25 protein-coding genes are annotated in these 26,018 nt (G+C 35.1%); 13 read left to right on the forward strand and 12 right to left on the reverse strand.

What is annotated here, in order from left to right:
* Positions 1-19: 19 nt before the first annotated feature.
* From CLV73_RS17055 to tssO (CLV73_RS17090), 8 genes are all read right to left on the reverse strand, one after another.
* A complete protein-coding gene (locus CLV73_RS17055; protein WP_228424428.1) occupies positions 20-1,045 on the reverse strand; it encodes a DUF2931 family protein in 1,026 nt (341 codons plus the stop codon).
* 55 nt (positions 1,046-1,100) lie between these two features.
* Entirely contained in the window at positions 1,101-2,735 is a 1,635-nt protein-coding gene (locus CLV73_RS17060; protein WP_100378084.1) for a phospholipase effector Tle1 domain-containing protein, read from the reverse strand.
* A 2-nt stretch (positions 2,736-2,737) separates the two neighbouring features.
* Complete coding sequence (locus CLV73_RS17065; protein WP_100378240.1) at positions 2,738-4,672, reverse strand: type VI secretion system Vgr family protein; 1,935 nt, start codon at positions 4,670-4,672, stop codon at positions 2,738-2,740.
* Positions 4,673-4,835: 163 nt separating this feature from the next.
* Positions 4,836-5,240, reverse strand: a complete 405-nt coding sequence (gene tssD, locus CLV73_RS17070; protein ID WP_185116788.1) for a type VI secretion system tube protein TssD — start codon at positions 5,238-5,240, stop codon at positions 4,836-4,838.
* 218 nt (positions 5,241-5,458) lie between these two features.
* Positions 5,459-7,858 (reverse strand): type VI secretion system protein TssR domain-containing protein, encoded by a 2,400-nt coding sequence (gene tssR / locus CLV73_RS17075; protein ID WP_100378086.1) that lies wholly within the window; start codon positions 7,856-7,858, stop codon positions 5,459-5,461.
* 53 nt (positions 7,859-7,911) lie between these two features.
* Positions 7,912-8,820: a PKD domain-containing protein gene (locus CLV73_RS17080; RefSeq protein ID WP_100378087.1), complete on the reverse strand. Its 909-nt coding sequence runs from the start codon at positions 8,818-8,820 to the stop codon at positions 7,912-7,914.
* A 62-nt stretch (positions 8,821-8,882) separates the two neighbouring features.
* A complete protein-coding gene (gene tssO, locus CLV73_RS17085; protein ID WP_100378088.1) occupies positions 8,883-9,413 on the reverse strand; it encodes a type VI secretion system TssO in 531 nt (176 codons plus the stop codon).
* Between the two features lie 11 nt (positions 9,414-9,424).
* Entirely contained in the window at positions 9,425-9,961 is a 537-nt protein-coding gene (gene tssO / locus CLV73_RS17090) for a type VI secretion system TssO (protein ID WP_100378089.1), read from the reverse strand.
* A gap of 239 nt (positions 9,962-10,200) precedes the next feature.
* On the opposite strand from tssO (CLV73_RS17090), the gene CLV73_RS17095 reads away from it, so the two are divergent.
* From CLV73_RS17095 to CLV73_RS17135, 9 genes are all read left to right on the forward strand, one after another.
* A complete protein-coding gene (locus CLV73_RS17095; protein WP_228424429.1) occupies positions 10,201-10,803 on the forward strand; it encodes a response regulator transcription factor in 603 nt (200 codons plus the stop codon).
* Between the two features lie 138 nt (positions 10,804-10,941).
* The gene (locus tag CLV73_RS17100; protein WP_002984212.1) at positions 10,942-11,232 is read left to right on the forward strand and encodes an HU family DNA-binding protein; all 291 of its coding nucleotides are present in this window, start codon (positions 10,942-10,944) and stop codon (positions 11,230-11,232) included.
* Positions 11,233-11,602: 370 nt separating this feature from the next.
* Positions 11,603-13,162, forward strand: coding sequence for an Rne/Rng family ribonuclease (locus CLV73_RS17105; RefSeq protein WP_100378091.1), 1,560 nt, complete (start codon positions 11,603-11,605; stop codon positions 13,160-13,162).
* Between the two features lie 130 nt (positions 13,163-13,292).
* Entirely contained in the window at positions 13,293-14,702 is a 1,410-nt protein-coding gene (locus tag CLV73_RS17110; RefSeq protein WP_100378092.1) for a T9SS type A sorting domain-containing protein, read from the forward strand.
* Between the two features lie 165 nt (positions 14,703-14,867).
* Positions 14,868-15,338 carry an OsmC family protein gene (locus tag CLV73_RS17115; protein ID WP_100378093.1) on the forward strand — a complete coding sequence of 157 codons (471 nt, stop codon included), beginning with the start codon at positions 14,868-14,870 and terminating at the stop codon, positions 15,336-15,338.
* An 84-nt stretch (positions 15,339-15,422) separates the two neighbouring features.
* Positions 15,423-16,049, forward strand: a complete 627-nt coding sequence (locus CLV73_RS17120) for an NUDIX hydrolase (RefSeq protein ID WP_100378094.1) — start codon at positions 15,423-15,425, stop codon at positions 16,047-16,049.
* Positions 16,050-16,076: 27 nt separating this feature from the next.
* On the forward strand, positions 16,077-16,883 hold the full coding sequence (locus CLV73_RS17125; RefSeq protein WP_100378095.1) for a lysophospholipid acyltransferase family protein: 807 nt from the start codon (positions 16,077-16,079) through the stop codon (positions 16,881-16,883).
* A gap of 11 nt (positions 16,884-16,894) precedes the next feature.
* On the forward strand, positions 16,895-17,332 hold the full coding sequence (locus CLV73_RS17130) for a hypothetical protein (protein ID WP_100378096.1): 438 nt from the start codon (positions 16,895-16,897) through the stop codon (positions 17,330-17,332).
* A 6-nt stretch (positions 17,333-17,338) separates the two neighbouring features.
* Positions 17,339-18,676, forward strand: coding sequence for a UDP-N-acetylmuramate--L-alanine ligase (locus CLV73_RS17135; RefSeq protein WP_100378097.1), 1,338 nt, complete (start codon positions 17,339-17,341; stop codon positions 18,674-18,676).
* A 41-nt stretch (positions 18,677-18,717) separates the two neighbouring features.
* On the opposite strand, the gene CLV73_RS17140 is transcribed toward CLV73_RS17135, so the two are convergent.
* From CLV73_RS17140 to CLV73_RS17155, 4 genes are all read right to left on the reverse strand, one after another.
* Complete coding sequence (locus tag CLV73_RS17140; RefSeq protein WP_100378098.1) at positions 18,718-19,773, reverse strand: NAD(P)H-dependent flavin oxidoreductase; 1,056 nt, start codon at positions 19,771-19,773, stop codon at positions 18,718-18,720.
* Positions 19,774-19,863: 90 nt separating this feature from the next.
* Positions 19,864-20,739: an aldo/keto reductase gene (locus tag CLV73_RS17145; protein ID WP_100378099.1), complete on the reverse strand. Its 876-nt coding sequence runs from the start codon at positions 20,737-20,739 to the stop codon at positions 19,864-19,866.
* A 125-nt stretch (positions 20,740-20,864) separates the two neighbouring features.
* Positions 20,865-21,782, reverse strand: a complete 918-nt coding sequence (locus CLV73_RS17150; RefSeq protein ID WP_100378100.1) for a LysR family transcriptional regulator — start codon at positions 21,780-21,782, stop codon at positions 20,865-20,867.
* A 62-nt stretch (positions 21,783-21,844) separates the two neighbouring features.
* Positions 21,845-22,780: an alpha/beta fold hydrolase gene (locus CLV73_RS17155; RefSeq protein WP_100378101.1), complete on the reverse strand. Its 936-nt coding sequence runs from the start codon at positions 22,778-22,780 to the stop codon at positions 21,845-21,847.
* Positions 22,781-22,999: 219 nt separating this feature from the next.
* Between CLV73_RS17155 and CLV73_RS17160 the strand changes: the two genes are divergently transcribed.
* From CLV73_RS17160 to CLV73_RS17175, 4 genes are all read left to right on the forward strand, one after another.
* A complete protein-coding gene (locus CLV73_RS17160; protein ID WP_100378102.1) occupies positions 23,000-23,614 on the forward strand; it encodes an NAD(P)H-dependent oxidoreductase in 615 nt (204 codons plus the stop codon).
* Positions 23,614-23,901, forward strand: a complete 288-nt coding sequence (locus CLV73_RS17165) for a putative quinol monooxygenase (RefSeq protein ID WP_100378103.1) — start codon at positions 23,614-23,616, stop codon at positions 23,899-23,901. Before CLV73_RS17160 ends, CLV73_RS17165 begins: the two co-directional genes overlap by 1 nt.
* Positions 23,902-24,044: 143 nt before the next feature.
* Positions 24,045-24,797 carry a type 1 glutamine amidotransferase domain-containing protein gene (locus CLV73_RS17170; RefSeq protein ID WP_228424432.1) on the forward strand — a complete coding sequence of 251 codons (753 nt, stop codon included), beginning with the start codon at positions 24,045-24,047 and terminating at the stop codon, positions 24,795-24,797.
* Positions 24,798-24,993: 196 nt separating this feature from the next.
* Positions 24,994-25,977: an aldo/keto reductase gene (locus CLV73_RS17175; RefSeq protein ID WP_100378242.1), complete on the forward strand. Its 984-nt coding sequence runs from the start codon at positions 24,994-24,996 to the stop codon at positions 25,975-25,977.
* Positions 25,978-26,018: the final 41 nt, after the last annotated feature.

Here is a 26,018-nt window from a genome sequence, read left to right on the forward strand (position 1 = left end):
AATTTTCAATTGTATTTGACTATTTATAAGAGTCTTTGAACTTCAATACACTTTTATAAACACGCAGGCTGTCTGCTTTAAAAGGTGTATTATTAAGTAACAACTCAAAACTATTGTTATCCGGTGCTATTTTAAATTCTAATTGTTGCTGGGCTCCGGATTTTTTAAATGCTTCATTGGCCGTTTCCCAATTAAAGAAGGCGCGTCCTTCAAAAGCTTCTCCTTTCCCCGTTTCCCAATAAAAATCAATTTCTTTTGGAACGGAACGCTCCATAGCAGCCGGATTTTCTACCCAGGGACGAAGCATTGTTTCTCTTTCTCCATTATAATAATCCGTATCTATTCTAAACAGTTTAAAGCCTTTATTGGCAGAAGTCACTTTGGGATACCAGTTGTAACGGATTCTGTATTGCTTCCATTTTTCCGGAGATTCATTAGGAAGATAGTATTCTTTAGCAAGTTCTTCAAAAAGTTCAGGATCTACATGGTATATTCTCTGGTATTTTTCTTTGTATTTTTTTATGTCTGCTTCATTGGTGATGCGCTCTGCCTGATATTCCCCCAGCTCTATTTGTGTTGGTCCGTAACCAAACCACACAACCACCATTCCTTTTGGTGCAAAACCAAAAATCAGGTCAGAAAACCTCTTATAAGCTATTTGATATTCATTGTATTTTTGATGAAAATCAGGTTCATCTCTACGGTTGATGAATTGCTTCAGAGGAACTGAAGATTTAGACTCATCTATGGCATACGCTCTTTGAACCCAATCTTGTACTTTCTCTTTTGGAAAACTGGCCTTTAAATGATAAAATGCATTTTCTGCGTCTGAGTAATAAATAACGTCTGCCCCAATAGGTGTTCCTCCCTGATCGGTAAAACCTTTTCCTGACATCCCCCAACTTCCTGAAGAATGACCATATGGCAAATGAGCCGAGATACCTTCCAAAGTAATAATAGAATCTTCAACAGGACCTACTGAATGTTTATTATCGGAATGCGATAATTGAACATTATAAGAAGGAATTATTTTTTCTTTTTTCATATCCTGGCAATTGATCAGTTGAAATACACTCAACAAAAAAATGAAAATTTTATGTTTATCCATCTAAAATTGTTCTTTTACGTTCTGAAACTTTTTTCACCCCTGAAATCCTTGGTCCCATTCCGAAGGTATCCAAATTAGCAGACCAATGCAAATATTTATTTCGTATTGTTTTCAAATCGGTTTCATTAACATTAAAACTCATATAGTTATAATTTTCAGACTTGTTTATATATTCTGAAGCTGAAATATTTACTCCTTCATTTGATTTCTTTACATACTCATTGCGTAAGTCATTACAGGCTTTAATATAGTTAAACAATTGTGAAGCAATAGCAAGTACATTATTATCCTTAATATTATTTTCTATTATTCTTCTTTCTGAGTATTTCACATCAAACTGCTTAGAATATTCAAACATATAACTCAACGGAATTTTATCATAATGATTAGATAAGCTTCTTGTTCCCCACAATTCGTATTTGTAAGTAACATCATGTCTGCCCGGCTTAACTATTTTTTTGATTTTAATTTCATCCGGATAAAACCATCCTTCATCAATTAAAATAGTTCTGTACCGTTCACAATTTTCAGCAGAATTGTACTGTTCATAGATCAGTACATTTTCTTCTTCCCCATTCACATACCCTCCTCCGATATCCGAGTGGACTCCCGGTAAGGTAATTTGTAATCCCTTAATTCCTGAATCTTTGATATTAGTAAGACTGAAGTTTTCCCGAAACTCATTATCTGAGGCTATCTGGAAAATAAAAGCTCCGTGCTGTACCGCATTTAATCCCAATTGAACAGAATCATTTGCTACAAACCAATTTCCCCTGTGGTTGGCTCCGTAAGAAGCTACAGTATCATACAACCCAACAAAATTAAACTGAATCTGATTTACTGATAATCCATATTTTAAAATACAGGCACCAAAATACCCGTATTTTAGAAGATGAGAATCTGCTTTATCCTTCTCTATAATAAACCTTTGCTCTATATTTTGCTCTTTTTCAAGTTCTGATAATTCAAAAAAATCAGGTGGAAAAACATTTAAACCTCCCCCAAACATTTTTGTTGTATCAGGAGGATTGGTTGCTACATGTACAAAATGACGCGCTGCAGCTGCGCCCCTGCTGAATCCATATACATTTACCCTAAGAATATTAATCGGTGTGGTTTTAAATTTATTTTTTACAGCTTCAGCTCCTTTGATACATCCTTTCGTAACTTTTGCTTTAATTCCTCTTTCATCGATTCCCATTCCTGCGCCTCTAATAGGAAGCCCCAATGTATCATTGTCAGACTTTCCATCAACAGTTCCAATACCTTCTATATACCACGCTACCTGATTTTCTGTATCGGGATCTATTGCATCATAACCACGAGCTACATTCGAATAGTCGTTCGCGTAACTCCCGGATTTCTTTTTACCTGATAATCCGGCTTCTGTATTGGTTTTATTATTGAGAGTACCATCAAAGAATAAGTTTAAACTGACATCAATCGTATTGACGGGCTTGTCATTGGGATTGATTTTTTGCGCTTCATTATAGCTTACTCCTGATTCTTTTCCTTTTTGCTGAACCGATATGGCACTATTATGCACAATACCTTCTCTGGCAAAGGTTTTATAATCTCCTCCCGTCTGAGTAATAACTTTTCCTTCTACAAAATACTCGATGCTCATGATCAGTGATTTTTAGATTTCTCGCCACTATTGTTCTGAACTTCTTTTTCTGCATGATGCTCTACCTTTCCTTGGCTGCTTACCTCTACTCCTTTAAGGCTGGTTAATTTATGTTCTTTTTCACCATAGACTTCCATATCACCTTTTACGTAATGACTCATTTTTCCGACAACATTAGTCATGAAATCTGCACCTGTGGTCACATATTTCATGGAGCCAATACTTTCAGTATGATTGGCCATAATGGTGTCCGATTTATTCATTCCAACACTGGTAGTCATATTTTCGCCAACATTGATATTCATATTCCTACAGTTCAATGTCATAGTTTCCGGGGCAGTAATGGTTATATTGCTTCCGGTAGTATCCAGATGAATTTCGTTCCCCGACTTGTCTGTAATGATAATGCTTTCGTCTTCCGTGAATATCACTTTATGACCGCTTCTCGTCTGAATCGATTTTACCCTATTGTCAGCTCCTCCTCCAAGACCAACCTGACCATGAAACATTCCTCCCATGACGAAGGGTCTGTCAGGATGATTGTGCACAAAATTGACCATCACCTGATCTCCAACTTCGGGAATTGCCACGTATCCTCGGTTTTGAGTAATGCGATCGGTTCCCCCTGCATCCGGGCTCATCATTCTGATAAAATGGGTAGTATCATTGGTTTGCCAGTCGAATCTTACCTGAACCCTTCCCTGTCCTTCCGGATCTGCATTGGAAATGACTGTTGCCGTCTGAGGTTCTGCTTTGGGAACCATAAACTCAGGTTTCGGTAAAAAGCCCGTATCTGAAGCAATTCCCGCAAAACTTCCTGTATAACGACCAATCGTATCAATTTCATGAACTGTTTCGGTAATCATTATTTTGGTAAAGTAAGCCGTTTCATTTGTGTCAGGCTTTCTCATTTGGACATCTACAATACATCCCGGATGAAGAAAAGGAACGGTAGTGGAACCTGACAAAGAAAATACATTAACAGCCTCGCTCCCCGAAGTACTTCTCTGGGAATGTTCCACATCAAGATGAGTAGATGCTTTAATAGGAGCTATCTGTAGCGCAGGAGTTTTGTAAATTGCATCATTATGTCCATATGCTATTTTTGCAAGATCACTGGTATGGGTTATTGGGGTAGTTCCTGAAGTAAGCTTTTCGTGGCGGCTACTGTTATACCCATAGAATTCAGGTTTGATATGAACTGCTTTTAGTTCTACTTTAATATGATCAGCATTACTTCCGTACAGCAATTTTATCGGCTTATTTTGTGGAGGAAGCTTCCCGAAATGAAGAACTTCTCCGTCATAATAAAATTGTTCACCATATGCTTCTGCCATTCTCGCCAGATAATTGTAATGCGTTTCATTATATTGGCTGCTGTAGACAATCTGTGAATAGTCATTGGTGTCAATTCTTACGTCGAACCTGCTTTTATCAAGGCCTTGTTTAATCACATTATCTGCAATGATTCCCATATTGACAGGCTGATTTCCTCCAAAACTCTGAATGTGAGGAGCGCCATCCAGTAAAATAGTTGGGCTATGTCCTGTTAAAACAATATTTCCCAAGCTCATCTTTTCCTGACTGAATCCCACTCCTGTAATAACTCCTACAAAAGTTCTTTCAGGGCTATTTTCAATATCTTTATATGAAATAACAGCTGTAAGACGTTTTCCTAAAAGCTTGTTGGCATCTTCCAAAGCATGAGATTGACGGTTACCAAAAGTATCGTGAGCTAATGTAAGAGCAAACTCATGATGACGAACTGCACTTTGTGTTAGCTTAAAATATTTATAGTATTTAATGACCTGACCTTCGATAACCAAAGATAATTTCACCAAACGGTTGATTCCCGAATGATGATTACCCGATACTCCATCCGCATTTTGAGTAGGACGGAAATACGCTTCTTGCGTATTTTCAGATGTAGTTGACATAATTTTGTGATTGTGGTAAGTTAAAGATAAAAAAAATATCCAAACTAAGGTTTCCATTAAAGCATTTTATCATATTAAAAAAGCTTTAACCAAGATGGGTTCAGGCAAAAAAGACCGTCTTTATACGGACAGTCTTTACTTTGTGAATGCTGGTTCTATATGCTTAAGCTGATGGCCAAAGTCCTTCATAAGCAGAATTACCATAGTTGATCTTCTCTGCACTTACTACGAAACTGATGTACATAGAATTTTCATCTACGGCGTCAAAGTCTACTTCGTGCTGAATTACGTATCCGTTTTCCCAATTTAAAGTAATTAGTGTTCCTTCTTCGTGAGATTTGTTGAATGTAATTTCTCCGGTTGTAGGCTTGTATTTTCCGTTCAGTAAGCTTTCAAGAATATCAGATTTTTCTGTTGCTTCTACTGTAAGCTTAATAATTGCGTTAGAAGGATCTGAAGCTACTCTTCCCGATACATCTGTTGATCTGGATACGCTGTAGTTCAGCTTTAATAATTTTTGTCCTTCTCCTCCGTTGAATTTTAAAATTCCTCTTGAATTTAGTGCCATGATAATAAATTTTAATCGTTAATAATATTTTGTAACTCTGTGATTGTAAAACAAATATAAAACGGCATTTTTGATCCTAAAAATATTTATCTTCTTTTTTCATTTTTTGTAGTAGTTCTACTATTTTGTGTCGTATTTCTACGACAAGTATTTGTTTCCAGATAAGTTAGACGTAAAAAAAGACTGCTCGATGGCAGTCTTTTTCCTATTTTATTTTTTTAATGTTTAGTGTACTCAGGTGCTTCTACCGGAAGCATGGTTGGCATAAAGTATTCATTAAGCCAGTAGAAGGTCTGTCCGTTCTGCTGAATTTTCACTGCCGGATTATTTCTGTAAGTCAGCATTCTTTCAGCTAAATCCTTATAATATTTAAAATAAGTTCTTACCGATTCATTGACGATAATTTTGGATTTTTTCCAAGCTTTCAGTTTATATTTTGACATTATTTCTTCTTCGGAATTATCAAAGCCCGTACTTACTCCTACTGCATAGGACATCGGTTTTTCATATAAATCTGATTTATCCAGAAACTTAATGGTAGGATTATATTTTTTCAACAGCCTGATATATTCATTGATCGCTTTTGACTGATTAAAATCTGTTCTTTCAGCATTTGTTTTCTGATAAACCTCTGTGTAGAAAGCCTTTAAATTATCATATTCTGCTTCAGAAATCAAAATCCCTTTCTCCATTCCCTGTCTGAATTCTTTCAATTCTGAAGGGATATATCCTTTCACTAAGAACGGATTCCCATAATTAACCAGTTGCGCTGCAATACCTGCAGAAACAGGATTCGTTAATCCCGGATACAAATATTTGTATTTCGCATCTACATCTGTTCTTCCGGCTCCTACGGACGAATGGAAGTGATCATTAAGTGATTTATCTATAGTTTCATTATCTAAAGTCACCTGAGCAATCAAACTATCCACTGCTTTTTTTAAGTATCCAGGAGTTGCAATATCCCCTTTTTTAGGAAAAATAACAAATCCTTGAGACATACTCTGCTTCGGATAATCTAGTGAAAAGAAACCTGTTTCACTTTCCACCAGGCTAAAATTATTCTTAGTCAGTACATCACTTTGGTTAATAATGTTTTGCTTCTTAAGTTCTGCTATGTTTTTAGCTGTATTGGTTACCACATTTTCAGACATTAACACAAAATCGTTGTAAGTATCTGATGATCTTGCGCTGGTCTGGAACATAATCAATCTTGCCTGTGCCTGGGTAATAGAATTAATTACCCCATACATATTCCCTCCCTGATTGGATGAGGTTCCGATTGTAATAATAATATTGGTTTCATCGGGACGGTCTGCAAGAAGACGACCTGCCGCCATAAGGCCTTCATTTACCGGCTGGTAACTGCTGGTGCTCGGACAGTTCATTTCATTACTTTTCTGATCAATAAATGAAGTTATCTTGCTATAATCGCTGCTCAGGCTTGAGGCTGCAACATTATCTCCACAGGTATTGTTTTTATACAAAACGGCACCATACTTCACAGAATTAAAATAAGAAGGTTTTTCAAATCTAAGCTGTAAATCTTGCAGTAAAGATTTTACAATCGGAGCATAAGGAGCATTGGAAGCACTTATATCCAGCGCAAAAACAATATTTATTCTTTTATTTCTTTCAGTAATTTCTCTATACCGGTCAAAAATTATACGCTCTCCCAATACATTGAAAACGTAGTTCTTACTGTAATCTAAAATATTAGTGAAATATTTTGTTTTGGAATCCGGAGTCGGAGCAGTATCTAAAGCCAGATTAACAGGGAAAATATTTTCCAGCGGAGTTCTTTTGTTTACATCCGTAAGCAAAATCGCCGTTCTGTTCTCTACATTGGATCCTCCGGGAGATCCTTCGTGAATCCCCAAAGTTGTTTCTGTAATTCCTGTAGGGTTTTTCATTTTAAGGGCCGATCTCTCGCCCCAAGCTGAAATCACATTAGAGCTTACCCATCCGTACAATCCTTGGTTTATACTATCTATGTCGATAGAAGGCTTCTTTCCTACTAAAAATCTTTTATTATTTTCTGCCTGCTTGTAAACATACACCATTTGCCCGTTTGGAATTTTCACATTCGCCTGCTCAATCAAACTAGGTGAGTTGAAAACCATAATGGAATCATTTTTATAGTACCTTTCAGCACTTCTTATCACATCACTGTTGCTCGGCACAACGGCAACTCTCACAGGATAACCCGTTTTTTCGCTTTTTAAAGAGTTGCTCCATAATAGCAATTCAGATTCCGGGATCCAGCCATAGGTTTTGATGGATTTTGATGAAACTTTTTTCATTAAGGCATCCGGAACATATTCCGCCACCTTTACCATTCCGTCTCTATGCTTTAAGACCATAAGCGGCTCCAGAAACTTTACTTCTTTGTATGATTTTTCATCACTTTTGTCCAGATATGCCGTATTTCTTGACCTGTCGGAAATCACAATCCACGGAACCGATTTTTTGGAAAAGCCGTTAATCACAGGAGAGTTATCTATCTGACCGTAAAGCTCAGGTTCCGGTGTTTTTTTTGAAGGTAATTTTACCTGACAACTTGTAAGCAATACTGAAATACCTATATAATATGCTGCTAGAGGAAATTTATTTTTCATCCTAATTTTCTTTTATGATTGGTGTTGTGTTGTTCTTAGAAATGAACGATTATTTATTTACTTTGGGTAATATCAACTTTGGTTACACAAGATTGAGTATCATCAAAGTTCACTTTTACAGTCTGTATTACATTATTTTTATCAAACTGAAGACCTGCACAGTACATATAAAAATTATTCACCTTGCTGTCATTTACTTTCACTACTGTGTTTTCGTTGTTACAAAGATATTTTCTTAATAAATAATTGTAATGTGTATTAAAACTGTTTCCGTTGGCTATCTGCTGCAGATGATACTTAAAGTCATTATCCATTTTGGAATACATATCTTCAACCGTTACATCCTCCTGTAAAGCATCATAACCTGGAAGAATTTTGATGTGATGCAAAATCGGCTCTATATTTTCATCTGTAAATAAGGTAACAACATAATCTCCGGGCTTTTTATAAGAATAAGTAGCAAATTTTTCTTTTGAATCGATGTTTCCTGTTTCCCCGAATTTCCATGTAAATTGCTTCGCATCAGAAATCGCACGGAACTGAACATTTTCAAATACCATTGCCTGTGACTGAGCATCAATCGTTGTACGGATCTTTGCAGTGTCTTTGGGTTTGGCGACTTCTCTCGAGCGTACCATCACCGGAAATGACTTCGAATACTTGTTATCTATAATTAAGGTTACCTGGTAATATCCCGGCTTGTTATAAAAGTGAATACCACTATTTTTGTCAGAAGTAGCCCCATCTCCGAAACTCCATCTTTTAGTTTTGGCAAACTGAGTTTTATCTTCAAATAGAAGGGTATCTCCTACCATTAATGTTGATGGATATACCAATCCTACTATATCATCATTTGAATGTATCACTTTTTTCTGCAGCCATAGAGCAACCAAAGCGGCTATAAGCAAGGTCGCAATAACCCCAATGATAATATTCTTCTTGTTCTTTTCAAAGTAGTTCATATTTAATATTGTGTTGTGTTTTTGATTTTGTATTTGTGTGGTGTGAGTGTATATAGTGAAACTTACTGAGTTCTCGCTTTGAGCTCATTGTTACGCTGAAAAAGCTGATTTTTCTTCTCTCTAAACCCGATAGAGCAGTCTTCAAACTGCTTTTTGAACTTCTCGGTATCTTCTGTTACCGTAGCAATTGTTTTTTTATCGTCAAAATACATTTTATAAAAAAGAGCGATTTGAGGATATGCATCTTTTCTGATATCTAACACCGGAGTTTCACCAGCATTATAATAATTGACCAAATCATTAATTCCATAAGTAATTTTAGTCTCTACAAAAGCTTCGGGCATTTCACTCGTCAAATGCTTGATCTGGTTGTAGGTACTGTCCATTATTTTGAAACTATATTTCTGTTTCTGATCAAATTTTGCTTTTTCGTCTAGCTTCTGAATAGAAATAACATCCTCATCCGAAAAAGGAGATTGAAAATCTTTTAGAAAAAGAATTCCTAAAAATATAAGAGCCACCAAAAGCATCAGTATAAGATAAAAGAACTGATACTGCTTTTCTGTTTTGGATAATGAAATGTGTCCTTGCATATCTTTTTATTTTATCTTCGTCTTCTACTTCCCGTAAACTTTCTTGTAGGGTCTATTCTTAGTTTGTCATTCGCAATATCCACTTTGCCCATACATTCTTCGATATCTCTTCTTGCCATTTCCTTTTCATGTTCCACTTCTATTATTCGAGTTTTCAGATCAATCATACTTCCAATTTGATTAATGAGAATAGCATAATGCTTAAAATTCTGCGCACTGTCTTTCCCCATTACCTCTCTGGCAAGTTGTATGTTGCTTAAAATATTATTCCTTAGAAAAATGTCATTATCTACCTTATTGGCATCCAATTGCTCCATTTTCTGATAGATATCATCCATGTGATTTTTTAGAACATCACTTCTTTCCAGCAATTCCTGATAAGAGGCAACTTCTCTATTGATACCCTCCCGTTGCTGATCGTAGCTTTTAAAAAAGAAAAAGACAGACATAAAAGATACGCCTGACAAGACCAGAAAAGATAGAACAAATTTCCAAATGCCTATCCTGACGTCTGATTGATTTAATTTTTTCTCCCTGTTCGAAGACATATTTTGTGATTTGTTTGGACGGTGAAATTATTAAAAAAAATAAAAATACACAAAATTTATTCCCCATAATCACTAATTAGAGAATATTAATTTTCTGTTTCGTTGGAATTTCATAAATTAGACCTCTTAAATTTTAAATATCAACACCAAATCGATATTGAAATATTAAAATGAACCACATCTTAAATAAAAGAGTTCGCTTCTCAATAGCAGACAGTGATTTTTATTTTAAAAAAATAATGATCAAGACGCTTTTGGAAACGCCTTTCAACATGCTTATCAATGACTGTAACAATGGTCATGAGCTTATCAACAGAACGTATAGGCGGCAGGAAGACGTTTTCCTCATAGAGCTATTCATGCCCGTACTCAGCGGAATTGAAGCTATAAAATTTATCCGGAGAACGAATAATGAAACTCCTATTATTACATATTCCGGAACGTATCAGGAAGACATTGCCGAAATACTGTCTAAGATTCCTAATATATATTACTGCCAGAAAAACAGCAATATCATCAAAAATATCGTGAAAGGAAAGATTGCCGATAACAATTTTGATTATGAATCGTATTACCAGGAATGGCAAAAGCAGCCTCTTTTGGTGCAGGAATATATGAACCGGCAAAAGAAAAGTCAGGAAGAGCTCTCTCCTACGGAAATTCAGCTTATGAAGTTCTGCTATGAAGGATTCAGTAATAAGGAAATTGGCGAAAAGCTCAATCTCAGCACAAGAACGATTGACACCTATATAAACCGTTTAACGGAAAAACTGGGACTAAAAACAAAGCTTCACCTGATAAGATTTTGTGTAGAAAACGGGTACTACAATTCCAGTACATAAGGATATCTTAATATATTAGTAACATAAAATAAACATACCCGCTTAATCAATTATCTAAAAATATTTTACCACTAATTTGCTAGTATTCAATTTTTTTAACTAAATTTGCACACCTAAAATTTAAAATTTAAAAAGGAAATGACAAAGGCAGAATTGGTAAACACCATCTCAAATAAATTGGGAACAGAAAAGAATGAAACACAGAAAGTTGTAGAAGCTTTTATGCAGGAGATTAGAACTTCTATGTACAATGGGGATAATGTTTATCTAAGAGGTTTTGGTTCTTTCATTATTAAAACAAGAGCTGCTAAAACAGGTAGAAACATTTCTAAAAATACTGCAATTGAAATCCCGGCTCATAACATTCCTGCTTTCAAACCTTCAAAATCTTTTGTTGAGAAAGTAAAAACCAAAGTTGCAGTAAAATAAAATTTAACGGAATATTAACTAGTTACTAAAAAATTAAAATTATGCCAAGCGGAAAGAAAAGAAAAAGACACAAGGTTGCAACTCACAAAAGAAAGAAAAGAAGAAGAGCAAACAGACATAAGAAAAAATAATCTCTTTTTCTTGAGATTCACAATATAATAATATAGTTGGTGTTTTTAATTTTTTAATATTCACCGACTATATTTTGTTTTGAACCTACTAAGATTTTTCGAGGATTTTATGTATGCTTTATTTATTTCTTATCAGAATATAATAATATTAACAACTAATTCTTATATTTAAAAATATTATTCATTTGATAATGACAACATACATTCCTTGTGAATCTTAATAATTTTACCTTAATAAAATGAAGAAAGAACTAATAGTTTCGCATGAAGATGATCTTACAAAGATTGCACTGCTGGAAGACGGAAGACTATGTGAACTTCATGAGCAAGAGGACAAAAGTGATTTTATAGTTGGAGATTTATTTATAGGAAAAGTAAAAAAGCTGGCTCCTAATCTTAATGCAGCATTCGTAAACATCGGATACGAAAAAGATGCTTTTCTGCATTATCAGGATTTAGGCCCACAATATCTTACCTACAGAAAGTTTTTAAGAGACAGTATTTCTAAAAAACAAAACTCTTCAAGCTTAAAAAATTTCGAGATACAACCCGAAATTGACAAAAACGGAACAGTAGACAAAGTAATCGCCAAAGATGATGTTGTTCTGCTTCAGATTACCAAAGAACCCATTTCCACAAAAGGGCCCAGAATTTCTACTCAGATTTCCTTGACAGGGCGTTTTTTGGTTCTCATTCCTTTCGATAATAAAGTTTCGATTTCCAAAAAAGTAAAAAGTTCTGAGGAAAAAGAAAGATTAAGAACCCTTATCGAAAGTATAAAACCCGAAGGTTTCGGTGTCATCATAAGAACCGTAGCCGAAGGAAAAAAAGTGGCAGACCTGCACAACGACATGAATCAGCTGATTCAGAAATGGGAAAGCACTTTTAAAAATATTCAAAAAAATAAAGTTCCGTCAAGAGTTTTAAGCGAAGATGATAAAGCTTCAGCTATATTAAGAGACAATTTTAATCAGGATTTCGTAAGCATCATTTGTGATGACGAGCAAATGGTAAGCGAAATGAAGAATTACCTTGAGGTAATCGCTCCGGAAAGAAAAAACATTGTCCAGTTTTACGATTCTCACATTCCTCTTCTCGAATATTACAATGTTGAAAAACAACTGAAACAAAGTTTCGGGAAACATGTTAATATTCCAAGTTCTAAAGGAGCATATCTCGTTATAGAACATACCGAAGCATTGCACGTAGTCGATGTAAACTCAGGAAATAATATTACAACAGGAGCCGCTGTGAATAAAGAACATGCCCTGAATGTAAACAAAATGGCAGCCACAGAAATCGCAAGACAGCTTCGTCTGCGCGATATGGGTGGAATTATTGTGATCGATTTCATCGACATGACGAATCCTGAGCACAGAAAAGATCTGTACGAACATCTTAAGGAAGAAATGAAACGTGATAAAGCACGTCACAAAATTCTTCCCCCAAGTAAATTCGGTCTGATACAAATTACCCGACAAAGAAACCGTCCGGAAAAACAGATCGAAACCAAAGAAGAAAACCCTAACAAAGACGGAGAAATCATTGCTCCGATTGTTATTGTAGAAAGAATGGGTGAAGCTCTGAAATCCATTATGCAAAAGGAAAAAGGAAAAATATTCCTACATGTACATCCTTTTGTGGAAGCCTATCTTACGAAAGGTATTATGAGCATTCAGATGAAATGGTTTTTAAAATACAAGAAGAAAGTAACCATCATCCCAAGAGATTCTTTTAAATATTTAGAATACAGAATTTACAATTCGAAAAAAGAAGAATTGGTTGGATATTCTAATTAATACAAAATTCAAAACCTCTAGTTTTCTGGAGGTTTTTTATTACCTTTACAATAATTACACAAATTGATTCTTATTTTCCCTCCAGATTCTATTGGTGTAATTATTATTTCAATACATTAAAAACATAATTATGAAAAAAATTCTATTATTAGGATGCATTCTTGCTATCCAGAGTATTTACGCACAGATTATTTCTAAAGACCCGTCTTTTGCTTCCAATGGAATATACAATATCGGCAATGGAAACAACTATGTCTGGACAATGGCTCAAAATGTGGATGACAGTATTTATTCGTCCTATTCAGTTCCTGCCAGTGGCCAAACTTTTTTATTAAAATTGAATGCAAATGGAACTTCAGATCCAAATTTCGGAAATAACGGAGTCATCCAATTGCCCTATGATACTTATCAATGTCAACTAAAAATACAGCCGGACGGAAAATTGATCGTCTTTGGACACAATCCTAGCCTGGGTGGCTTAGTATACAAAATATTCCCGAATGGCCAATTGGATACAGCTTTTGGCACCAACGGCATTTCGACAATTAGTTCTGTACATAGTAGTGATGAACAAGCCCGTTCTATTGGACTTATTTTACAAAATGGAAAAATAATTGTTCATGGCATAACCTGGAATTCAAATACCATATCACAGCATAAAATTTATAGGCTCAATAATGATGGAAGTATTGATATGTCTTTTGGTAATAATGGTTCTGTAATTACACAGGGAGCATATCCTTTGGGAACATTTGTACTGCTCGACAACCAGTCTAACATTATTTGCATGACAAAAACTATTAGTAGTAACCTTGGTAATGGTGTTATTGAAAAATTCAATCCGGACGGACAACCGATAATGAGTTTTGGAAATAACGGTATTTTACAAACTACTATGAACTTTGGCTACGTGGGTGCTGCAATGATAGATAGTAATAACAAGATTGTTTATTCCAACCACACTTATGAGATTTTCAGAGTAAATCCCGATGGTACTCCGGATAATACATTCAATTATAATTTATCCGCATTTTCCGGCTTGAGCGGAGGCGCCTGGATCCAAAGCATTGTAGAAAAAAATGGATATTATTACATTGGAGGAAACGGTGAAGGAGATTTTGCTTCTACCTATTTTGTTTCAAAGCTTAATCCAAATGGTTCTATAAATTCCAGCTTCGGGTACTATTCAGAAGCATCAAATTTATATTCTATTGAAGAAATGGCCGTTAATAACGATAACATCATTGCCCACGGAAGCGGATATATTGTAAAATATTTACTTAACAATTCTACGCTATCAATTGCGGATATTTTAAAAGCAAATGACCAGATTTCTTTTGAAAATCCTGTTAAACAAAGCTTAATCTATCAATCAGAAGAAAAAATAAGCAAAATAGAAATCTATTCTTCCAATGGAAAACTAGTAAAAACTGCCAAAGAAAATAATTCAAATGTTTCTGAGCTTCCCAAAGGAGTTTATATGATAAAAGTATTTTTTGAAAACGGAAAATTTACAACAAAAAAAATGATAAAAATTTAATAATAAAGTAATTACATAAACAAAATTTAGCTCCCGTATTTTTACGGGGCTTTTTTATGGAATAAACATTAAATTTATAGATGATTAAACCAATTTTACTTTATATAATATAATGGTTGATACATTTAAGGCAATCAGAAGAAATCAATTATTAAACGAATAAAAATGAAACACCATCACTACAAAACCACCATCGAATGGACAGGAAATAAAGGCTCCGGAACCAGTAATTATCGTGATTATGAAAGGAGTCATACCATTTCTGTAGAAAACAAATCGGTAATTGAAGGTTCTTCCGATCCTGCATTTCGTGGTGACAAGACAAAATACAATCCGGAAGAAATGCTGTTGTCCTCCTTATCTTCATGTCATATGCTTTGGTATCTTCATTTCTGTTCCGAAGCAGGTATTATCGTAACAGGTTATATTGACAATGCTATCGGAACTATGGCGGAAACGGCGAATGGAAGCGGTCACTTTACGGAGGCTATCCTGAATCCCGTCGTTACCATCACCGACGAAAAACAGATAAAAAAAGCAGAGGAACTTCATGAAAAGGCAAACCAATTCTGTTTTATAGCCAATTCGGTAAATTTCCCTGTAAAACATATTCCAAAAATTTTAATTAAGAAGTAAAAGTATCCATATGATATGCATGGTTGTAGGTTAATTAATGTTAAGCCTCTTCTTTTCTTCAAGATATATTCCTAAATTTGAAGTATGAGTTTTGGAAAAGATTTATTACGAAAAATAAAAAGTGTAACCTTACCGGGAGAAAATGCTCACGGCGTATTTTCTCCGCCTTACCGCCCTGTTTTCAGTTATGAAGAAGTTTTAACCAAAAACCCTAAGTTTGCTGCAGTTAATATTGTTTTATATTTAAAAAATAATGAATGGTATTTTCCGCTTATTCAAAGGACAATTAATGAGCATGACAGGCATAGCGGGCAGATTTCTTTGCCCGGAGGAAAACGCGAAGAAATGGACCGTGATTTTTCTGAAACTGCGGTAAGAGAAACCTCAGAAGAGATAGGCATTGAAAAAAATTATGTGAGAATCATCAGAGAAATGTCTCCTATTTATATTCCGCCAAGTAATTTTTATGTGTATCCCTATATTTCATATACCAAAAAAAATCCGGATTTCATCTTGCAACAGACTGAAGCGGTAGAAGTTATAGAATTCCCTATTGTTTCTTTTTTGAACCTTCCGGATCAGCCGGAAATTATGGCTTTACCCAGCGCAGGAGGACATGAGGTTCCTGTTATTAATTTCAACGGATATATCATCTGGGGCGCTACAGCGATGATCTTAAGTGAATTCAGCCAGTTGCTGAAAAAAATGTAACTTTGCAAAACCGTGTTTAATTGAGAGATGGCGAAGAAAAACATTTTCACCGATGCATTCGGTACACCTTATTTTTTAAAAAGATTGATTATTTTTATTCTGGGATTCGTTTCCTATAGAAGATTCAATGGCTTTAACAAATTAAAAATAACTGGTACTGAACACCTTGTGGATCTTCCTGATTCAAATGTTTTGTTTGTATCCAATCATCAAACCTATTTTGCTGATGTGGCCGCAATGTATCATGCTTTCTGTGCCGTAAATAACGGATATTTAAATACCATTAAAAATCCTATTTATCTGCTTAATCCCAAAATTGACTTTTATTACGTAGCCGCCGAAGAAACCATGAATAAAGGAATTCTTCCCAAGATTTTTAAAATCGCCGGTGCGGTGACTGTAAAAAGAACCTGGAGAGCAGAAGGTAAAGATGTGAACAGAATGGTTGACATGAGTGAAATTGATAATATTATGAAAGCTCTTGACAACGGATGGGTAGCAACTTTTCCTCAGGGAACAACTTCTGCATTTGCACAGGGAAGAAAAGGTACTGCTAAACTGATAAAAAATCAGCGCCCGATTGTAATACCTATTAAAATTAACGGATTTAGACGTGCTTTTGATAAAAAAGGACTGAGAGTAAAAGTAACGGGTGTAAAACCTACCATGGAATTTAAGGCTCCTCTGGACATAGACTATGATAAGGAAAATGCACAGGAGATTTTAGTAAAAATCATGACCGCTATTGAGCAGACAGAAGATTTCAATGTGTTACACACTTATGATCAGGAGCTTAAAGCAAAAAAACTGGAACAAAAGAATTCTACTAATTAAAACAAGTTAATATGACTAGAATAATAGCCATCATATTTGCCATGATAATTATGGTTTCCTGTAACAGTCAGAAAGTATATTCAGACTTTGATATCAGTTATTCAAAAAGCGGAGGATATGCTCCCGTTTATGAAAATCTGCTGATTAAAGGAAATAACGCACATTATTCATTTGAAGGCGAAGGCAAAAAATACAATCAGAATTTCACGCTTGCTGACGAAGATTTAAAAAAGCTGGACAATATCCTTTCTCAAAATAATTTCAGAAGAATACAGGAAGATCATAAAAAAATTTATGATGGCATAGCGACTTCCATCAACATAAAGAAAGGACCTAATGAAGGAAGCAAAACAGATGCTAGTTCTATTATGCCCAATTTCAAGACCAACTGGACAAATATTACAGCCGCTTTTCAGGAGATCATTAACAACAATGTAAAAAAACAGTAAATACAATTGAAAACCCACTTCATAGCAATTGGAGGAAGCGCGATGCACAATCTTGCCATTGCATTAAAAGATAAAGGATATCAGGTAACAGGTTCGGATGATGCTATTTTTGAGCCTTCCAAATCAAGACTGGAGAAAAAAGGAATCTTACCCGCTGAAATGGGTTGGTTTCCCGAAAAGATCACTTCCGATATTGATGCTGTAATTCTCGGAATGCATGCGCACCAGGATAATCCTGAACTAGCAAAAGCAAAAGAACTGGGCTTAAAAATTTATTCATATCCTGAATTTCTTTACGAGCAGTCAAAAGACAAAACCAGAGTCGTTATTGCAGGTTCACATGGAAAAACGACCATTACTTCCATGATTCTTCACGTTTTAAACTTCCATCAGAAAGAAGTAGATTTCATGGTAGGAGCTCAGCTGGAAGGTTTTGATTGTATGGTGAAGCTTACTCAGGATAACGACTTCATGGTGCTTGAAGGTGACGAATACCTTTCCTCTCCTATCGATCTTCGTTCAAAATTTCTGCTTTACCAGCCAAACATCGCTTTAATGAGCGGAATTGCTTGGGATCATATTAATGTTTTTAAAACATTTGATGATTATATTGAGCAGTTCAGAAAATTCGTGGCAAGCATTACGCCGGGAGGAATTTTGGTGTATAATGAAGAAGATACTGAAGTGGTAAAAGTTGTGGAAAATGCTGAAAATTACTTCAGAAAAATTCCTTACAAAACTCCGGAATACGAAATCACCAATGGAAAAGTTTATCTTAAAACTGAAATGGGAGATGTTCCTCTTTCTGTTTTTGGAGCGCATAATTTACTGAACCTTGAAGGAGCAAGGCATATTTGCCAGACTTTAGGCATTATGGATGAAGATTTTTATGAAGCGATTATGAGCTTCAAAGGAGCTTCAAAACGTCTGGAGAAGGTAGAAAGAGAAGATAAAGGAACGCTTTATAAAGATTTTGCCCATGCTCCAAGTAAAGTAAAAGCCGCTGTAAAAGCTTTCTGCGAACAATTTAAAAATGAGAAAAAATACGGTTTCCTTGAGCTTCATACCTATTCAAGTCTGAATCCTGTATTTTTAGAGCAATATGATCACGCGATGGATGGTTTGGATAATGCAGTTGTCTTTTATTCTGAAGATGCTTTGAAGATCAAAAGAATGGAACCTATTTCCCCGGAATTAATCAAAGAAAAATTTAAAAACGAAAATCTGAAAGTTTTTACTAACGCTGAAGAACTTCATGCTTATTGGGAAACACTCGACAAAACTCAGGGCGTTTACCTGATGATGAGCTCGGGTAACTTCGGAGGACTCGATTTAACGAAATAATAAAAAATCCTTTCATTGTTGATGAAAGGATTTTTTTATCATTATTCACAGCTGCGTATAAGATCTCGCAATATTTCTTCAGCTGAACTTTTACTGTACTGATGAATGGATTGTCCTAGCCACAGATTAACAAAATCAGCATTTTTGTTATTTCTGGCTGCTTTTCGTAAAGCTCCCGTCAGTTTATTCTGATAAGGATACGGCAAAATATAGGCTGAGTTTTCAAGTGTTTCGATAAATGTATTTTTAATTCCTCTCGCATAACGCCCCGAGAAACTTTTTGTTAAAACAATGTCTTTCTCACGAACATTTTCCAGTCTCTCTTTTTCAAAATCCTGTAAAGCGCTTTCCTGGGAAGCCAATAAAATACTCCCCACCTGAAAACCTTCCGCTCCCAGGTCTTTGGCTGCCCTTATCGTCCTTGCATTGTAAATTCCACCCGCATAGATCAAAGGAATATTTACCGAATCATATACCTGCGACAGCAACGAAAAACCTCCGATCTGCGGAATATTCTCAACTTCAAAACTTCCCCTGTGACCTCCCGCTTCTATCCCCTGAACACAAATTAGATCAATTCCTGATTTTTCCAATTGTACAGCCTCTTCCACAGAAGTACAGGTTCCTATTAAAACAATTCCGTTTTCTTTTAATTTCTGAATACTTTTATCATCAATGTTTCTGAAAGTAAAACTTACGATCCTGCATTGCTCTTCAAGAACAGCATCAATTTGCTCATGATAGGAATTGACCTTTATCTCATTCAGATTAGGAAGACGCACTTCAATTTCATTTTTCCCTGCAAAATCCTCAAGAAATTTCTTGGTTTTCACATATTGTTCTTTCAAGGCATCAGTCATTTCAGGAATCTTATGCACAAAAATATTCACAGCAAAAGGCAGAGCTGTCAATTTTTTAGTTTCTCTGATTAATTGAACAGAACTGTCACCCGAAAGATCCGCAATAGCCAAAGAACCTAAACAGGAGGCTCCATTCGCGGCTGCCACCATTTCCGGTGTGCTGACTCCAAACATCGGAGCCTGAATGACAGGATATTGTATGTTTAGTTTTTCACTGATTTTTTCCGGCCAAAACATAGCAGTGGATTTATTTATTACTCAAATAAAGGTAATAAAAAAAGAAGCAATAAAAATTGCTTCTTAGTATGATAAATCTCTGTTTTTAAGTTAAATATCCGCTACAGCATTCAGCATTTTCTTTTCCCAGGCAGGATCTTTCGGATCAAAGAACAGTCTTTTTCCGGTATCTAAAGAACGGACAACATTCATTTCATCTTCAGTCAGTTCAAAATCAAAAACATTGAAATTTTCTTCAATTCTGGAAGGCGTTACAGATTTTGGAATCACACAGAAACCTTCCTGCAGATGCCATCTCAAAATTACCTGAGCGACCGTCTTATCATATTTCTCAGCAATAGCTTTCAGTTCTGAATTATCCAATAGTCCAGCATTTCCATTTCCAAGCGGACTCCAAGGCTGTGTAACAATATTATTTTCTCTGTCGTACACCTGAAGTTCTTTTTGCTGGAAAAGAGGATGTAGCTCAATTTGGTTAATTACAGGAAGAACGGTAGCATTGGCTTTTAATTCCTCCATTTTTTCGACAGGAAAATTACAAACTCCGATCGCTTTTATTTTCCCTTCGTGATACAGCTCTTCCATTGCTTTCCAGGCACCGGTAAAATCTCCATAGGGCCAGTGAATAAGATACAGATCCAAATACTCCAGCTGTAATCTGTCTAAAGTTCTCTGAAAAGCACCTTTTGCCTTATCATACGCAATATCCTGAACCCAAAGTTTCGAAGTTATAAAAAGTTCATCTCTGTTTACTCCGCTGTTTTTAATCGCATTTCCAACTGCTGTTTCATTTAGATAAATAGAAGCGGTATCAATCATTCTGTATCCCACTTCAATAGCCTTAATCACAGCATTTTCACATTCTTTCAAATCTTCCATCTGCCAAACTCCAAAGCCTAAAGCCGGAATATCTACTCCATTATTTAATGTAATTACAGGCTGTCCTGTATATATTTTTTGTGCCATAATTTTTGGTTTATTTTTTCAATTAGAGTTAAACAAATTTGCAATAAAATTTTGAAATTCCCGGTTTTTTAGAGATTCGTTACTCTAATTTATTTTGTTCATAATGACAAAAGCACAGATGAAAATTAAACAGTCAAAGATTCTTCTTTACTCATCATCTTTCTGAACAGACCTTTAATATGATCGATTTCATCCTGATAATTGGTCTTTTTCCTGCATCCGAAATACAGTGTATTTTCCAGTTTCTTCTCACCTTCCCAAATTAGTTTTATCTCCTTGTTCTCAATTTCATTTTTACATAAAAAATTAGGGACAACAGCTAATCCTGTTCCGCCTTTCAGACAACGAATGATGGAGTTCAAATTCGGAACAATATAATTGGGACGGAAATTCGGTTTATGTCCAAAGTTCAGAATCCAGAACTGGAAAAGATGTTCCATATCTCCGGTGGTTCCATACCATTTTTCCTGTTTCAGCCATTCTTCAATATGCTCCGGACCTTTAGTTCTCACGACTTCATTAAAACTTTCCGTATCTACATTTTTTCCGCCAACCAAAATAATCTGTTCGGAAGAAAATGCTTCATGCAAAATATTAGGTGACGTTCCTCTCTTAGGAGTAATAATTAAGTCTAAAATCCCTTTATCCAGTTGCTCTAACATTTCAGGATATTCACCAAAACTGATGATTAAATTAAAAGGCAATGTAGAAACATATTGCTCCAAAGTCGTCTGAAACGTCTCAAAACACATTCCTACGCTTATTGTTGGCGTATGTTTTTCTGTGGATTTCTGAAAGTTCTTTTCAACATCTTCCAGTTTTGTTAAGGGCTCAGAAATCGCATTAAATAAAACTTTTCCTCTTTCTGTAGGAATCATTTTCCTTCCGGTTCTGTCGAATAATTTATATCCCACATAAGATTCCAGAGAGCTTAAATGTAAACTCACACCGGGTTGCGAGATAAACAACGAATCTGCAGCTCCCGTTAAAGTTCCTGTTTTATAGATTGCTTTAAAAGTTCGGTACCATTCTAAATTGACCATGACTTTATTTATTAATATTCTGATACAAAATTACAAAACAATCACAATACTAATATTTAGATCTAATTTATTACTTCTATAATGGTATTCTGAAATTTTTGAGGTTCATCTTTATGAATCTGATGCCCTGAATTTTCAAATAGAAACAAACCTTTCTTCGGAGCTTTCAACTGCTTAAAATATTCTTTTGTAATAGCAGTGGAGGTTTGAATATCATTTTCACCAACAAAAAAATAAATGGGGCAATCAACTTTTTGTAAAGTCTTTGGTAAATCGATAGTCATTACTTCATTCCATACAGGCGACCAGGTTTTTGACCACTCAAGAAAACCTTTTTTAAAATCATCACTTAATACATATTCTTTACCTTCTCTATAAAAAAGCCACTTTCTTAAATAAAATAAATCCTCATCCTTAGTAAAAGGAATGTATACGTTTGTCAATTCTTTATTGGCAACAGGATTTTCTTTAAACTGAACTTTCAGTGTTTTAAGCAATTCTTTTTCACTCTTCAACTGGCTGACAACAGGATTGACAGCAAAATAGGCATGCAAAAGTTCAGGATGATTTTTAACCATATTAAAACCTAAAACATTTCCCCAAGAACTTCCCAATAAATATATTTTCTTCTGTTTCAGTTCTTTTGTAAGGAAATTGATCACTTCATAAGTATCTTTTTCCATCTGCGCGACTGATGGTTGATTGGGTGAAGGATTCAATTCTAATGTTTTCCCCGCATCTCTCTGATCCCATTGAACAAGAGTGAATCTATCCTTTAAAAGGTTGGTAAAAACTTCTGCGTTTTTTATCATAGAACTTCCGGGTCCCCCGGATAAAAATAAAAGTACCGGTTTATTAGAGTCATCTGTTTTTATTTCTATCACTTGTTTTATTCCTCCGATATCCGGAGCTAGAATCGTATCAATTTTAACTGATTTTACCTGTCCAAAACAAAATACTGACAATACTGATAAAATAAAAAAGAAAGTGTTTTTCATAATTTCTAATTAAGTGTTTGATGCAAACATACCTGAAATATACCACAAAAGTAACCAATACATATTGCGATTTTATTAAACTCATTCTCTATTTGCTAGAAACCTACTTACAGAAACACAACTATCATTTTTATAATACTTAATTATAATTCATATTATTTTTATTATATAATAGTCCATCCTAACTTTGCATCATAAAATTTAAACAATCATAAAACAATGAAAAAAGTATTAATCATCAACGGTGGACAAAACTTCGGACATTCCGGAGGAAAATATAATCAGACAATCGCAGAAAACACTTTGGAAGTTCTGAAAAACTTTGGAAATGCAGAAGTAAAAATCACTAATGTAAGTGAAAATTACGATAAAAATGAAGAGGTAGAAAAATTCGTTTGGGCGGATTATATTATTTATCATACTCCAATCTGGTGGTTTCAGTTACCTAATGGTTTAAAAAAATATATCGATGAAGTCTTTACTGCAGGTCATGCCAAAGGAATTTATATGAGTGACGGAAGAACTGCCGACAATCCGAAAATCAATTACGGAACAGGGGGAATGCTGAAAGGAAGAAAATATATGCTGACCACAAGCTGGAATGCTCCTGAAACAGCTTTCACGCTTCCCGGAGAATTCTTTAACGAAACCAGCGTGGACAATGGACCATTATTTGGATTCCACAGAATGAACGCTTTTGTTTCATTGGAAAAGATGGAAAGCTTTCACTTTCATGATGTAGAAAAGAATGCCAATATTGAACGTGATATGAAACTGTACAGAGAACATCTTACTGCAATTTTTGAAAAAGAATTAAAACCTCAACTAGCCTAATGAAAATCTATCTTACAGCAATCATAAAAGCAAAAGAAGAATATAGAGAAGAAGTTTTGGAAGTTCTTCAGCATATGGTAAAAGAAACCATGAAAGAAGAAGCTAATGAACTTTATGCACTTCATCAGGGAATTGAAGACAAAAACCAATTTGTGTTTTACGAGATATGGAAAAGTAAAGAGGGATTAGCACAACACAATCAGCAGCCTTACATTCAGGCTTTCGGAGCTTTAGCGGATGAAAAACTGCAGGAAAAACCACAGATTTATTTAACCGAAATTATATAATCATTAAAAAAATTTAAACCATTAAGGAAATTTAGGAATTAAGATCCATTAAGCATCAGTAAATTTTACTATGTCTTTTTAAACAGAGCTAAATCCTAATATTCTAAACTTCTTAAAAAAAATTAATGGCTAACTTAAAACATATGAAAAAACTTGCATTACTCATCTTTTCTATTTTCACCATAGGATTCATTCAGGCACAAACCAAAAAGTCTAAAAATATGAAAAAGAAAATTTTATTTGTCGTTACCAGCCATGACAAAAAAGGCGATACAGGACAGGAAACAGGATATTATCTTGGCGAAGTTTCCCATCCCTGGGAAGTTCTTCACAAAGCAGGATACGAGATCGATTTTGTAAGCCCGAAAGGCGGAACTCCTCCTGTTGACGGATTCGATTTAAAAGACCCGGTAAACAAAGAATTCTGGGAAAACAAAGAATACAAAAACAAGATTGATCATTCTTTGCAGCCTTCTCAGGTCAATCCAAATGATTATTCCACCATCTTTTACGCAGGAGGTCACGGTGCGATGTGGGATTTTGCAGACAATACGGAACTTGCTGCCATTGCCTCAAAAATTTATGAAAACGGAGGAATTGTAGCCGGAGTTTGTCACGGACCTGCCGGTTTGGTCAATATCAAACTGAACAACGGCAAATATTTAGTGGATGGTAAAAAAATTAATGCTTTTACCAATGAAGAAGAGTCTGAAGTAAAATTAACCCATGTTGTTCCTTTCCTTCTGGAAGATAAATTAAAAGAAAGAGGGGCAAAATTTGAAAAATCTGGTCTTTGGCAAAATCATGTTGTGACTGATCAACGAGTAATTACAGGACAAAATCCTCAGTCTGCCAAAAGTGTTGGGGAAGCTATTTTAAAAGAATTGAATAAATAATTTTTCAAATAGGGTAACTGTTGCATTTGTCATTCTGAATGGAACGAAGTGGAGTGAAGAATCCCTAAAAAACAGCATAGATTCTTCCTTCGTCAGAATGACAACTAACCGAAATTTTTACATTAAAATAGAATTAAAATTCAAAAATCTAAAATTAAAAATTTCAATTAAAATCAAAAAAATAAGACAAAAGAAAATGGAATATAGAAAATTAGGAAACACCGATCTGGAACTTTCAGTGATTACTCACGGAGCGTTTGCTATCGGTGGAAATATGTGGGGAGGAAATGAGAAACAAGATTCTATAAATTCAATCCACGCTTCACTGGATCACGGAGTCACTTCAATTGATACCGCACCTTTTTACGGTTTCGGATTAAGTGAAGAAATGATCGGAGAAGCAATCAAAGGAAAAGACCGCTCGAAAATCCAGTTATTAACAAAATTCGGATTGGTTTGGGACGGAAGCAATAACGGTAAAGGAGAATTTTTCTTTGATGCAGAGGAAGATGGTAAAAAAATTCCTGTTTATAAATTCGCATCCAAAGAAAACATCATCAAAGAAGTCGAGGAAAGTTTAAAAAGACTGGGAACAGACTACATCGATCTTTTACAGTTGCACTGGCCGGATTCTACAACACCGATCAGCGAAACGATGGAAGCCTTGGAAGTATTGATTCAGCAGGGAAAAATCAGAACTGCAGGAGTAAGCAATTATTCTGTTGACCAGATGGAAGAGGCTAATAAAACGTTGAAATTAGCCAGCAACCAGGTTTCTTACAGTATGCTGAACCGTACTATTGAAAACGATCTGGTTCCGTATTCTTTGGAAAACAATTCGGGAATTATTGTATACAGCCCAATGGAAAGAGGTCTTTTAACAGGAAAATATTTCAAAGAAAACCAACTGAAAGAAAACGACCACAGAAACGGATATTTCTCTCAATTTGATTTACAAAAAGCGAAAAATTTCTTAGATAAGATCGAACCGATTGCCAAGGAAAAAGGGGCAACACTTTCTCAATTAGTTTTGAGATGGACAACTTTACAACCGGCCATTACAGTGGTTTTAGCGGGTGCAAGGAATGCCCAGCAAGCGATTGAAAATGCAAAGGCAATTTCTTTTGATTTGTCTCAGGAAGAATTGAATTTTATAAATAATGCTTTAAAAGAAATTTAATTACAATAAAAAAACGCTTCTCAAAATTGAGGAGCGTTTTT

It is taken from the genome of Chryseobacterium geocarposphaerae, assembly GCF_002797535.1.
GTDB lineage: Bacteria > Bacteroidota > Bacteroidia > Flavobacteriales > Weeksellaceae > Chryseobacterium > Chryseobacterium geocarposphaerae.